Origin of the sequence: Streptomyces sp. ADI95-17 (assembly GCF_003846175.1) — a bacterium.
Classification (GTDB): domain Bacteria; phylum Actinomycetota; class Actinomycetes; order Streptomycetales; family Streptomycetaceae; genus Streptomyces; species Streptomyces sanglieri.
Genome location: NZ_ML123050.1, coordinates 491,793 through 504,653, shown reverse-complemented (window position 1 = coordinate 504,653; position 12,861 = coordinate 491,793). Strand labels below are relative to the sequence as shown.

At 71.4% G+C, this 12,861-nt stretch carries 12 protein-coding genes; 2 read left to right on the top strand and 10 right to left on the bottom strand.

All coding sequences use genetic code 11. The features are described 5' to 3' along the window. Nucleotides 1-22: 22 nt before the first annotated feature. Nucleotides 23-646, bottom strand: a complete 624-nt coding sequence (locus tag EES42_RS33130) for a TetR/AcrR family transcriptional regulator (protein ID WP_124721905.1) — start codon at nucleotides 644-646, stop codon at nucleotides 23-25. Nucleotides 647-776: 130 nt separating this feature from the next. Here EES42_RS33130 and EES42_RS33125 point away from each other — a divergent pair, with 130 nt between their 5' ends. After that, a complete protein-coding gene (locus EES42_RS33125; protein ID WP_124721904.1) occupies nucleotides 777-1,607 on the top strand; it encodes an SDR family oxidoreductase in 831 nt (276 codons plus the stop codon). 88 nt (nucleotides 1,608-1,695) lie between these two features. Here the strand turns inward: EES42_RS33125 and EES42_RS33120 are convergent, their stop codons facing one another. The 9 genes from EES42_RS33120 to EES42_RS33075 form a co-directional block, all read right to left on the bottom strand. Further along, nucleotides 1,696-2,607, bottom strand: coding sequence for an SDR family NAD(P)-dependent oxidoreductase (locus EES42_RS33120; protein ID WP_124721903.1), 912 nt, complete (start codon nucleotides 2,605-2,607; stop codon nucleotides 1,696-1,698). Next, entirely contained in the window at nucleotides 2,604-4,229 is a 1,626-nt protein-coding gene (locus EES42_RS33115) for a flavin-containing monooxygenase (RefSeq protein ID WP_124721902.1), read from the bottom strand. Before EES42_RS33115 ends, EES42_RS33120 begins: the two co-directional genes overlap by 4 nt. Nucleotides 4,230-4,259: 30 nt before the next feature. Next, nucleotides 4,260-5,213, bottom strand: coding sequence for an alpha/beta hydrolase (locus EES42_RS33110; protein ID WP_124721901.1), 954 nt, complete (start codon nucleotides 5,211-5,213; stop codon nucleotides 4,260-4,262). A 260-nt stretch (nucleotides 5,214-5,473) separates the two neighbouring features. Then, nucleotides 5,474-6,574 (bottom strand): helix-turn-helix domain-containing protein, encoded by a 1,101-nt coding sequence (locus EES42_RS33105; protein WP_124721900.1) that lies wholly within the window; start codon nucleotides 6,572-6,574, stop codon nucleotides 5,474-5,476. Between the two features lie 286 nt (nucleotides 6,575-6,860). After that, a complete protein-coding gene (locus EES42_RS33095; protein ID WP_206433722.1) occupies nucleotides 6,861-8,099 on the bottom strand; it encodes a DUF4419 domain-containing protein in 1,239 nt (412 codons plus the stop codon). A gap of 97 nt (nucleotides 8,100-8,196) precedes the next feature. Then, on the bottom strand, nucleotides 8,197-8,994 hold the full coding sequence (locus EES42_RS33090; RefSeq protein WP_124721899.1) for an SDR family NAD(P)-dependent oxidoreductase: 798 nt from the start codon (nucleotides 8,992-8,994) through the stop codon (nucleotides 8,197-8,199). A 107-nt stretch (nucleotides 8,995-9,101) separates the two neighbouring features. Beyond that, nucleotides 9,102-10,373: an NAD(P)/FAD-dependent oxidoreductase gene (locus EES42_RS33085; RefSeq protein ID WP_124721898.1), complete on the bottom strand. Its 1,272-nt coding sequence runs from the start codon at nucleotides 10,371-10,373 to the stop codon at nucleotides 9,102-9,104. Then, nucleotides 10,370-10,567, bottom strand: coding sequence for a ferredoxin (locus tag EES42_RS33080; protein WP_124721897.1), 198 nt, complete (start codon nucleotides 10,565-10,567; stop codon nucleotides 10,370-10,372). Before EES42_RS33080 ends, EES42_RS33085 begins: the two co-directional genes overlap by 4 nt. A 13-nt stretch (nucleotides 10,568-10,580) precedes the next feature. Continuing rightward, nucleotides 10,581-11,801: a cytochrome P450 gene (locus tag EES42_RS33075; protein WP_164495418.1), complete on the bottom strand. Its 1,221-nt coding sequence runs from the start codon at nucleotides 11,799-11,801 to the stop codon at nucleotides 10,581-10,583. Nucleotides 11,802-11,995: 194 nt separating this feature from the next. Between EES42_RS33075 and EES42_RS33070 the strand changes: the two genes are divergently transcribed. Beyond that, on the top strand, nucleotides 11,996-12,493 hold the full coding sequence (locus EES42_RS33070; protein ID WP_124721895.1) for a MarR family winged helix-turn-helix transcriptional regulator: 498 nt from the start codon (nucleotides 11,996-11,998) through the stop codon (nucleotides 12,491-12,493). Nucleotides 12,494-12,861 lie beyond the last annotated feature (368 nt).

Below are 12,861 nucleotides of genomic sequence, written 5' to 3'. Positions count from 1 at the left end.
ATGTGCTTCAGTCGTTTGTGCTTCAGTCGTTCAGGCCGGCGGCCAGCGAGGCGAACGCCTCGTGGTAGATGCTCTGGAACGTACGGGTGCGGCCGGAGGCCACCCAGAGCTCGACGGCGGCGCGCACGGCGGCGAGTGCCACGTGTGCGAGGAGCCTGGGGTGGAGATCGGACTCGGGATCCTGGCCGAGGCGCTCGGCCACGGCGGTGATCAGCGCGCGCTCGTCCGCACCCCGGGCGGCCAGGAAGCTGGGCAGCAGCGAGGGGCTCGTCCTGAGCACCGCCATCTGGAGCTCCCAGCGTTCGTGGTCCTCCTCGATGTGGGCGAGTTCCTGGCCGATCGCCTCGCGCAGGGCGTTGAGCGCCGTGAGTTCGTCCGGCGCGTTGAGTACCGCCCTACGGGTCCGCTCGGCGTTGTCCTGGGCGGGGCGGGTGATCGCGTCCTCAAGGCACGCGAAGTAGTTGAAGAAGGTGCGCATGGATACGCCGACCGTATCGGTGACCGCTTCCACGGTCACGTTCTCGATCCCGCGGTCCGCAGCCATACGCAGTGCCGCGTCCGCCAGCGCGTTGCGCGTCGCGCGCTTCTTGCGCTCGCGCAGCCCGAGGGCCGTGTCGTCGACGCTGGCGGTGGTGTCGGCACTCATGAAGTGCATGCTATGCAAGTTTGCGCGTTGTGCAAAATTCTTTTCCGGGTGTGCGCATGCCCGGCCGGGCCCGCCAGCAACCGGATCCGGGTGCCACGGCCGGAGGGAGGATCCTCTACCGTGGCGCGTCATGACACTCCTGGTGGTTGGCGGCAGCGGATTCCTGGGCAGCGAGCTGGTCAGGAAGGCGGTGGCGGCGGGGCACCCGACGGCCGCCACCTTCGCGACGAGACCCGGCAGCGCCGGGGATATCGCCTGGCACGCCCTCGACCTGCGAGCCTCCGGTCGCGTCGAGGCGGTCGTGGCCGGGGTGGCACCACGCGTGATCGTCAACGCGACGAGCGGCGGAGCCGACTGGGCGGTCACGGCGGAGGGCCCCGTCCGCCTGGCGATGGCCGCGGCGAAGTACGGCAGCCGGCTGATCCATGTATCGAGCGACGCGGTCTTCTCCGGCGCCGACGTCCACTACGACGAAGCCTGCCGCCCCGACCCCCTGACTCCCTACGGTGCGGCGAAGGCCGCGGCGGAGACGGGGGTCCGTCTCGTGCACACGGACGCGGTCATTGCCCGTACCTCCCTGATCATCGGCGACGACCGGCGGTCCGAGCACGTACGCGCGGTGCACGAACTCGCGGCCGGCAGCCGCGACGGCGTCCTGTTCACCGACGACATCCGATGCCCGGTGCATGTCGCCGATCTGGCCGCCGCCCTGCTGGAACTCGCGACCGCGGATTCGACGGGCGTTCACCATCTGGCAGGATCCGACGCCATGAGCCGCCATGAACTGGGCACTCTCATCGCCCGGCGCGACGGGCTCGACGCCGCACGCCTGCCCTCGGGCCTGCGGGCCGGCAGCTCCCTTCCCGGAGGGCTCGACATCCGCCTCGACAGCCGCGCCACCCGGCGCCGGCTCCGTACGACCTTGCGCGGCGCCCGCCGGTTCCTCACCGGGCAGGCTTGAGTGTGTGCGCAGGGGTGAGTGGCGGAGGAAGCCCCCCCGCCACTCACCCCACCCCACCCCGCGACTCCACTCGCGGAGATCGCGGGGATCAGGGAGTCTCGTGCGCCGAGGCCGGGTACACCACCCCGTCCACGGAGAGGAGTTCGTCGATCCGTTCGGTGAGGTCCTGCGCGAGCAGCGGACCGCCGTCCGCCGAGCGGATGCCCGGGGTCTCACCCGTCAGCACCCGCCCCACCCGGCCGCGCCCCGCGCTCAGCACCTCGCCCGTGACCGGCACCTCGTCCGCGAGCAGCGCGGCCACCACCGGCGCGACCGCCTCGGGCGGCGCCTCCTCCCGCATACGCTCCAGCACCTCCTGCGAGACGCCCTCGGTCGCCGCCGACATCCGAGACCAGGCCACCGGGGCCACGGCATTGACACGGATGCCGTACGGGGCGCCCTCGGCGGCCAGCGTCCGTGTGAGCCCCACGATCCCAGCCTTGAGCAGGGAGTACGCGGCGTTCCCCGCCATGCCGTACAGACCCGCCGACGAGGTGACCAGGACGATCCGGCCTCGGCCGTGCTCCGTGAAGTGGGGCCAGGCGGCCCGTACCAGTCGCCAGGCACCGAGGGAGTGAATGGCCGTCATCCGCTCCAGCAGCGCCTCGTCGATGTCGGTGAAGTCCAGCCCCGGCCGGTAGATTCCGGCATTCGCCACGATCCCGTCGACCGAGCCGAACTCGGCGCGCGCCAGAGCGATCAGGGAACGCGTCCCCTCGACGCCGCTCGCGTCCGCGGTGCTCGCGACGGCCGTCCCGCCCGCCGCCCGGATCTCCTCGACGACCCGCGCCGCCGGGCCCGCGTCCTGGCTCCCGGTGCCGTCCGTCGCCGTCCCCAGGTCGTTGACGACGACACGGGCGCCGCGCCTCGCGAGGTCCAGGGCGTAGGACCGGCCGAGGCCGCGGCCCGCGCCGGTGACGACGACGGAGCGCCCGTCCAGCCTCAGTGTGTCCCGCCTCATGCCGACACCCCCGTACCGAGTGCGAAGCCCCGGTAGCCGGACCGCGCGACCTCCTCGCACCGTTCCCGATAGTGGTTGAGCCCACCCGCGTACGGCATGAACACCCGTGCCTTGCCTTCCACGTTGGCCCCCACGTACCAGGAATTGGCGCGCGGGTAGAGGGTCGTGTCGGCGACCTCGTTGACATGGGCGACCCAGGAGTCCTGTGCCTCGGGCCGCGCCTCGATCCGGTCCACCCCGTCCTCGCGCAGCCGCCGCAGGCAGTCCACGATCCAGTCGACGTGCTGCTCGACCGCCCGCACCATGTTGACCAGCACCGACGGGCTGCCCGGTCCGGTGACCGTCATCAGGTTGGGGAAGCCGGCCACCGCGAGGCCCAGGTAGCTGCGCGGTCCCGAGGCCCACTGTTCCTTCAGGGCCCGGCCGCCCGTCCCGCGGATGTCGATACGGGTGAGCGGCCCGGTCATGGCGTCGTAACCGGTCGCCAGCACCAGCACGTCGGCCGGGTAGGTGCCGGCTTCGGTGCGGATGCCGTCCTCGGTGATCTCCACGAGCGGTTCGGTCCGCAGGTCGACGAGATCGACGTTCTTCCGGTTGTACGTGGAGAAGTAGCCGGTGTCGACGCAGATGCGTTTGGTGCCGATGGGGTAGTCCAGCGGGACGAGCTTCCGTGCCGTCTCCGGGTCGTCCACGGCGTCCCGGATCTTCTCGCGGACGAACTCGGCGAGGTGCTCGTTGGCCTTCCCGTCCGTCAGTATGTCGTTGAAGACCGACATGATCTCGGTCCCGCCGATGGCCCACTTGCGTTCGAAGGCGGCCCGGCGCTCCTCCTCGCCCACATCGAGGGCCGAACGGCCGGTGGAGGCGATGTAGAAGCCGGAGAATCCGGTACGGGCATACGTACGCAGCTCGTCCAGCTCCGTTTTGGCCCGCCAGCTCTCCCGCCCCGACAGCGGCCGGTTGCGGGCCGGGAGGCTGTAGTTGGGAGTTCGCTGAAACACCGTCAAGTGACTGACTTTTGAGGCGAGTTCTGGCACAGCCTGAATGCCGGAGGAGCCGGTGCCGATGACGGCGACGCGCCTGCCGGCCAGGTCGACGCCCTCGTGCGGCCAGCGACCGGTGTGGTGCACCTCGCCGCCGAAGCTGCCGAGACCGGGCAGGTCGGGCACGCGGGATGCGGACAGGCAGCCCACGGCGGTGACCAGGAACCTCGCCCGGGCGCGGCGGCCGTCATCGGTGGTCAGGAGCCATGTCCTGCCCTCCTCCTCCCAGACGGCCGAGGCCACCCGAGTCCCGAAGGAGATCATCGGCCGCAGGTCGAAGCGGTCCGCGACGTGTCCGGCATAGCGCAGGATCTCGGGCTGGGTGGCGAAGCGTTCGGACCAGTCCCACTCCGCGTGCAGCTCGGCGGAGAACGAGTAGCAGTAGTCCAGGCTCTCGACGTCGCAGCGGGCTCCCGGATAGCGGTTCCAGTACCACGTACCGCCGACGTCGTCGCCCGTCTCGAAGGCGTGGCAGCTGAACCCGTGCGCGCGTAGCCGGTACAGGGCGTAGAGGCCGCCGAACCCGGCGCCGACGACGAGTGCGTCGTACTCCGGTACGGAGGTTGCTGAGTCGGTCATGTGCGGCTCCTTGCGGGGGAGTGGGGTGTGTCAGACGGAGAGACCGCGGCGCAGCGCGCCCAACGCGCCCTCGGTCATGCGGCGGGTCACGGCGGTGTCGGGCACGAAGCCCGCCGCGCCGTGGAAGGTGCCGGGAAACAGGTGCAGTTCGGTGGGGACACCGGCCTGTACGAGGCGTTGGGCGTAGTCGAGGCCCTCGTCGCGCAGTGGGTCGAGGTCGCTGACCGCGACGTACGCGGGCGGCAGCCCCGTCAGGTCCTCGGCGCGGGCGGGCGCGGCATAGGCGGGTACCGGGGCGTCGGGGGCGCGGTCCGCCCCGAGATAGGCCCGCCAGCTGTGTACGGCGTTGGGGCGGTTCCACACCGGTGTGTCGGTGAACTCCCGCATCGAGGGGGTCTCCAGGCGGTCGTCCAGCTCCGGTATGTCCAGCAACTGGAAGCACAGCGCCGGTCCGCCGCGGTCCCTGGCCAGCAGGGAGAGTGCGGCGGCCAGACCACCCCCGGCACTGATCCCCGCGACGGCGATCCGGGCCGGGTCCACCCCCAGCCCCGCGGCGTTCCCGGCCAGCCACTCCAGGGCCGCGTAGCAGTCGTCGGTGGCGGCAGGATAGGGGTGCTCGGGGGCCAGGCGGTAGCGTACGGAGACGACGACGGCACCCAGGTCGGCCGCCCAGCGCGCGGCGAGGGCCCGGTCCCCGTCCCCCTCCTCCAGGATGAACCCGCCGCCGTGCACATAGAGCACGGCGGGCAGCGCGGTCCCGGCCCCCACCGGACGGAAGACCGCCACCGGAACCTCGGGGGCGTCCGGGGCCCCCGGGACGCGGTGCTCGCTCGACTCGACGCCCTCGGGGACGACGAAGGGCGGCGAGGCGGCACCCATCGCCTCTACGGTGGCCCGCGCGGCTGCGGCATCACCGACATCGAGAGCGGGCAACAGGGCGAGCCACGGGCCGAGTTCGGGATCCACGGGCAGGGGAAGGGACACGGGGGCCTCCGGCGGACGGCACGGAGCGGCCCCGGGCGGAGAACGGGACCGCCCGGGAGAACCGCTGCTGACGTCCGTCAGTCTGGGTCCGCCGCCCCGACCGGGTCATGAGCCGGGTGGCGCGCGATCCGCCCCCGTCCGCGCCGGTTGGAGGCTTGCGCCGGGGAGGGGGAGGGGACAGGGCCATGGCCGTTCGACGGCCTCCCCTGCCCCCTTTCTCCCCTCCCGTCCTCTCTGCGGCGCTGCTCGCGCAGTCGGTGCTACGCCGGGTTGTCCCGCAGCCGGCGCAGGGCGAGTGCCAGCGCGAGGCGGAAACGGCCCACCGTCTCGCCCAGCCCGTAGCCGAGCGCGGCCTCCGCCCGGGCGACCCGGACCGCCACCGAGTTGTGGTGCAGGTGCAGTTCCCGCGCCGCCGCGCGCAGCGAACCCGCCTGCACCAGGACCTCCAGTGTGGTCAGCAGCTCCGTGCCACTGCCCGGCTCCGCCGCGAGCGCGTCCAGGACGTCCAGGTCCCCGATGCCGGCGATGGCCGGGCCGGACAGTTCCCTCGCGAGCACCTCGAAGGCGCCGAGCGAGGAGTGGTAGATGGCGGGCTCCTGCGCGACCGGGGCCAGCCCCACATCCGAGCGCGAGGTCCCCGCGAACCGCAGCGCCCGCAACGCACCCTCCCAGGAACGCGGCGCCTCCGTCGCCGTGACCTGGGGGCCGACCCCGATCCGGAAACCCGCCGGGGCGAGCAGCCGCTCGGGCAGCGGGCCCGCCATGGCCACCGCGTGCACCGGGCCGAGTGCGGCCGTGCGGCGCCGGCCCGCCGGTGTGGTGGGGAGCCGTTCGAGGACCGGCGCCAGTCCCTGCGGGCCGTGCCCGCCGTCGACGGCCAGGACAGTGAACGGGCCCGAAGGCGCGAAACCCAGCAACCGCAGTGCGCGCGCCCGTTCGGGCAGCGGGGCGGTGGAGCTGATGGCGGTCTCCAGCAGCGCCGGGTCGAGCGGCACCGCCTCGCTCCCGCGACGGCTCAGCACGGTGTCGCAGGCCAGCGCCAGCCGCTCCAGGAGCAACCCGTCGAAGGGCTGCGGCTCACCCTCACGTGCCAGCCAGGCGCACTGCCCGCCGCGCAGCTCCCGTACGGCCGCGCCCGGAGGAGGACCGCCCGGCCGGGTACTGCCGTCCGGTCCGGCGGTCAGACCGTCGGGACCGGGCCCGGCCAGACCGACCGGACACTCGGCGACCCGGGCCGCCATCCCCAGTACCCCGTCGAGCCCGAGCCGCTGTTCGACGAGGGTGTCGAAGAAGCCGATCAGCCGCATGGCGCTCTCCGCCCCGGCATTGAGCCCGGCCAGCCGCAGTACGAGACCTCGCATGTGCCCACCCCGATCTCCCCCGTCGCAGAGTGCTGTGATCTTGCGACGAGTGTCGTCGACTGCGACGGACTGGGGAAGAGGCGCGGCCGGCGGGGCCACCCGGCCCGTGCCCGCCGGGTGCTCGTCGAACCGGGCGGAGTGCCGGCCGCCCCGTACGTCGCGAGGCATTCGGGACACCCATGGCCGGCGGTCCGCCCCGGGGATCAGGCGCCCGCGCGCGAGGCGGTCGAGGAGCTGCTGCACCGCCTGGAAACGCTGACCGACACCAGGACTGCCGACCGGTCTGTCAGTCCGCGCTGACTGGCAGGTGCGGACACTCGTCACCCCTGCACTCGTCACCCCTGGACTCGTCACCCCTGGACTCGTCACCCCTGGACTCGTCACCCCTGCGTTCGTCACCCCTGCGTTCGTCACCCGCGCGCTCGTCCGCCGGGCGCTCACGGTCCGGGCAGTCGGCCGACAGCAGTTCCACCACGGCATGACCGAGCCGGGGGCGGATCCACTCACCGTCACGGGTGATACCGAGCACGCCCCCGAGAAAGGCCATCCGGTGATCCCCGGCCGGCGTCTCCCAGCGGAACGGGACTTGCGAGAGGTGCGAGGGAAACTCCTCCTCCACGGAGGCCCCCGGGCCGAACGACTTCTTCGGAACGGGTCCGTCGTCGGTGTACCGGTGGGCGAAGAAGGCAGTGATCCAACCCGTTACCCGGTCCCCGCCGGACGCCGACTCCCACTTGTACAGCGAACGCCAGAAGTCCTTGTCCGCTCCCCACCCCGAAGCCGTCGCACTGATCGCGTCCAACACGGGGCGCAGGGCCTTGAACCACGGCCGCAGGCCGTCGAACCACTCCTCCAGTTCACGTACGCGGCCGGCCAGCAGGCGCCAGTCCCGGCCGGAGCCCTCCAGCCTGATCCGGGGGATGCCGCAGAGCGAGATCCACCGGAATCGGTAATAGGGACTGACCGCGTCCATCAGCGCCACCAGGGCGGCAGTGGCGTCGGCGGGGGTGGTGGTGGAGAACGTGGGCTGGAACAGATCGGCCACCTCGTCGCCGATCCGGGTACGCAACGGCCGCTGGACCAGGCCGATCGAGCGCCCCCAGTCCAACGCCGCCAGATCGTCACGGACGGCGATCTCCTGCTGATCGCCGGGTGTGCTGGTGAACACCCCCTCATACGTACGGGAGTTCAGCCGGATGTGGACGGCCGTCTCGTGCACGATCGCGTACCAGAGCAGGTCTGGCGACAGGCTCAGGGGGAGGTGGGCGGTGAAGCACAGATGGATCGCGCGCAGCAGGAGACTGGAGGTGGGTTCGCCGGCCTCCGGATCGCGACCGGGCCGGCCGATGAGCCGGCCGGTGCTGCGGTGGTGGAAGTGTGCCGGACCGGGCAGTGCCGCCCGCAGAAAGCGTTCGTTGCCGATCTCGGTGAGCTCGGAAGCGAGCCGGAAAGCATCGGCATCGGCTCTGGCCCGGCTCTCGGGATCGGCGCCCTCGCCGAGCGGCAGGTCGATCTCGACAGCCATCCGCACCCCCGGGAACAACCCTCACCAGCAACGACCGGCCCCGATTCTAACGAGCCGGTGTGCCCGGGGGCGGTCGCCGCCGCCCCCGGGCCGGACCCTATCCGGGGAGCATGGCACGCCGGCCGGGGGCGGCGGAGGACTGCATGGTCATCCCGCCGTCGACGACGAGGAGCTGGCCGGTGAGGTAGCGCGACTCGTCGGAGGCGAGGAACACCATGGTGTGGCCGATGTCCTCGGGAGAGCCCAGGTAGGGCAGGGCATTGCCCCTACGCAGCGCCTCGACGACGTCTTCGGGGAGGTTGTTCTCCAGCGCGGGGGTCATGACCGCGCCGGGAGCGATGGCGTTGCAGCGCACGTTCTGCGGCCCGTACTGAACGGCGATCGACTTCGTGATGCTGACCACCGCGGCCTTGACGGCGCCGTAGGAGGTCTGCAGGACATCGCCGACGAGCGCGGCCACGGAGGCCGTGTTGATGATGGATCCGCCACCGGCGCTGATCATGTGGGGCACCGCGTGCCGGGCACCCAACAGGGTGCTGCGCACATTGAGGGCCACGGCCCGGTCGAACTCGTCCATGTCCATGCGGAGCAGGTCCAGGTCCCTGCGCGGGTTCGTCCCGCCGACGTGGTTGCACAGGACGTGCAGGCCGTCGAACTCACTGATGGTCGCGGCGACCATGTCGGCGACCGAGCCCTCGTCGGTGACGTCCACGGTGACCGGCAGCGCCCGTCCGCCCGCGGCCTCGATGATCGCGGCGGTCTCCTCGGCGGCCTGGGCGTTGTGGTCGGCGACCACTACGCGGGCGCCCTGCCGGCTCATCAGCTCTGCGGCGGACCTTCCGATTCCGCTGCCCGCGCCGGTGATGACCGCGACCTTGTCCTTGAGGCGTTCCATGGCCATGTCCTCTCGTCGTACTTGTTGGTGCTGTGGTGCTGTGGTGCTGTGGTGCTGTGGTGCTGTGGTGCTGTTGGGCTTGTTCGTTCAGTCGGCCTGGCGAAGTTCTACTGCGGAACGGGCATCCCGGCCGCAGGTTCCGCAGGCGCGGCGGGTGTCGGGGCGTCGGCGGACCGGGGATCGGTGAGCAGTTCCCGGCGCAGGCGCAGTGCTTCCTTCGGGGAGTTCCAGGCCAGTACGGCGGCGGGTCGGCCGCCCAGCCGGTAGACACCGGTGAAGCGGTCACGCTCCGGATCGACCTCAAGGGGCTTGAAATCCGATCCGGGCGTGAGCAGGCCGTGCACGACGATCTTGTGCGGTCCCTGATCCGTCCAGAAGAAGGGGACGGAGTTCAGTACCTCCGTGCCGCCCAGCAGATTGGCGGCCACGACACGCGCCTGCTCGCCGGCGTGCATCCGGTGTTCCAGACGCAGATGCCCACCGTGGCGGGGGTGGTACCAGGACGCCACGTCACCGCACGCGTACACACCGGGTGCGGCCCGGCCGCCCGCGTCGCAGCGCACCCCGTCGGACAGGTCGAGTCCGGTCGAAGCGAGCCAGTCCGTCGCCGGTACCGAGCCGATCGCACCGAGTACGGCATCGGCGCGCAGCCGGGTGCCGTCGTTCAGCAGGACGGTCAGGCGCCCGGCTTCGGGAAGCCCGTCCCGCTGGTGCACCGCCCGGACCGTGCGTCCGGTCAGCAGGGCGGCCCCGGCCGCACGCAGCCTCTCACCGACCAGGGAGCCGACGTGATCGCCGAGGACCGTCAGCGGAGTCGCGGCGCGGTTGACGAGGGTGACCTCGCACCCCAACGCAAGGGCTGTCCACGCGGTTTCGGTACCGAGGAAGCCGCCACCCGCGATGACCACCCGTCGACCGGGCCGTAGCTGCTCGGCCAGCGCCCGCGCGTCGTCCAGGGTCTTGAGCGTCCCGACAGGGCCGGGCCGTCCGACGTCGCCCGGCTCTCCGCCACCGTCCGATGGCCCGGTGCCGCTGAGTCCGCGCGGAGCGACGCCCGTGGCGACGACCAGGTCGGTGTACATGAGCACGGTCCCGTCATCCAGGGTGACGGTGCGCGAGTCGAGGTCGGCGGTGACCGCCCGGCGGCCGCGGTGCAGGGAGAGCGCGAGCCGGTCCAGGGCTTCGGTTCCCGCCAACCGGAGCTGCTCAGCTTTCAGTTCACCGGCGAGGAAACGCTTGGACAGCGGAGGACGGTCGTAGGGTGGATGGTTCTCCGCGCCGACGAGCGAGAGGTCACCGTCGTAACCGAGGCGGCGCAACTGCTCCGTGACGGCCAGCCCCGCTGCCGCGGCGCCGACGACGACAATGTGCCGGTTCACCGGCCGTCCAGCCGGATGGCCGCGGCGGGGCAGATCCGGGCGGCCTCCTCGACCCCGCCGCGCTCCTGGGCCGGGGGATCCTCGGTCAGCAGGACGGCGACCCCGTCCTCGTCCCGCTGGTCGAAGACCTCGGGAGCGACCAGTACACACTGGCCGGCACCGACGCACTTGTCCTGATCAATGTCGATCTTCATCGGGGCGGCTCTCCTACCAGGCGACTTGGAGCGAGTTGAAACCGTGGACACGGCTCCGGGCGTTGACGTCGAAGCCTTCGGAGCTGTCGGCCGGTCGCAACGTGGGCACCCGGGCGAACAGGGTGCGGAAGGTCAGCAACAGCTCCAGCCGGGCGAGCGCCTGGCCGAGGCACTGGTGGGTGCCGTGACTGAAGGCGAGGTGCCCACGGGCGGTCCGGCCGATGTCGAACGCGTCGGGGGAGTCGAACTCCTGCGGATCCCGGTTGGCCGACGGCAGTGAGATCAACACGCCGTCCCCGGGCGATAGGGGGCATCCGGCGACGGTCACCTCGCTCCGGACCGCCAGTTGGCGCGGATGCTGGGCCACCGAGAGGTACCGCAGCAACTCCTCGACCGCGTTGGCCCCGAGGGCCTCGTCCCCGGACATGAACAGGTCCCGCTGCTCGGGATGGCGGAGGAAGAGCGCGGTGCCCAGACCGATCATGTTGCCGGTGGTCTCGAAGCCCGCGACGAGCAGCGTCATCGCGGTATTGACGAGCTCCGCCCGGTCGACGGTGCCCGGCAGCAGCAAGTCGCGGGTCAGCTGCGTCAGGACGTCGTCGCCGGACGTACGCGCCTTCTCCTGTACGAGCACGTCGAGGTAGTCGCCCAGTTCGCGCAGGGCGATCCGCACGTCTGCGGGGTCCGCGTCGCCGGCCAGCGCCCAGGCGGCTGCCTGCTGGAAGAAGGCGTGGTCCGCATAGGGCACACCGAGCAGCAGACAGATGACCCGTGCCGGAACGGGGCGGGCCACCAGCACCACCAGATCGGCGGGCGATCCCGCGTCCAGCAGGTCGTCGAGCGTGGAGTCGATCACCTGCTGGATCTCTTCGCGCATGGCGTGTACGCGCTTGACCGTGAAATGCCTGGTCAGCCGACGGCGCCGGGTGAGGTGGTCGGGGTCGTCGCTACGGATGAGGCTCTCGACCCGGTCGTCGCGCTGCTGAACGTCACCCGGGCTGAAGAGAGGGAAGCCGGGACTGTCCAGCCGCGCCGAGAACGCCGGGCTGGCGAGTGCGGCCTTGGTGTCCTCGTACCGGGTGATCAGCCAGGGACGTGCGTTCTCCAGGGCGCGCGTGCGCGGGAGCCCCGGGAGGGCGCGGAGCCGGGTGAATTCGGCGGGCGGGTCGAAGGGGCAGGTCCGTGCGGTCGGATACGTAGCGGTTGTTTCGTCCTCGGGCTGGTCTGCACTCATGCGGGACTCCATGCCTCGGGTGCGTCAAGAGCGTGGGCTGTGCGGTCTGCGCGGACTTCAGTAGGCATCATGCACATGATGTTCAAGATACACATGATGTGCATGATGCACAAGCTTCCTCCGTGGTGTCCGCCGGGACAGGGCGGGAATGGGCGATGATGAGTGCGAACCGACGGTGGAAGAGGACCGAGCACATGAGCGAGCAAGAGCACCGGCTGAGCGATCTGGAGCGGGAACTGACCTTGCTGTCCCGGCATTTCATCGCCGCACGGGGCCCCCGCATCGGCCAGAGCCTGGAACGCTCGGCCTACGTCCTGCTCACCCGACTCGAAGTCGGTGATCCGCTCACGCTCAAGGAACTGGCGCACACCTTCCAGGTCGATGTCTCCACCATCAACCGCCAGGTCAGCGCGATGCTCCGCAACGGCCTGGTGGAACGCTTCCCCGACCCCGAGGGCGGGATGGCACGCAAATTCCGCCCCACCGCACTCGGCCTGGAACGCCTGGAGGCGGATCGCGCCATCAGCCGGGCGGGCACCACGCGCCTCATCGAGGCGTCGGGGTGGACGGGGGAGCGCACCGAGCAGTTCCTCACCCTGCTGGTGGAGTTCAACCAGAGCATCGAACAGCTCGAAGGTCTCACCTGGTCCCGCGCGGGCCGAGCCGACACCCCCTCGGCCACGGCGGACTGACCGGTACAGCACTCCTGGGCCGTTCCGGTGGGGGGAGGAGTCCGGCATGCGGGAGACCGAGGAATTCGCCGACGAACACGAGGGGCGGCTTGGCGTACTGCTGGCCGGTGGCACCGAGCCGGGCCCGGTGCACTTCGATGCCGGGAGCGGGCCGACGGCGCATCAGAGCACTGACCGGTACGTCTACGACGGCACGCCCGGCGTCCCGGTCGCCACCGAGATGCGCGGTGCGTGTTCGTACGGCCGGCGCGGCACGCCCCGCTCCCCGCTCGGCTGGGAGGCCGTAGAGCGGCGGAAACCGTACCTGTTCGACACCAGCGGCCCGGAAGACGACTGGGACGCCCACATCGCCGACGTACAGGCCCGCA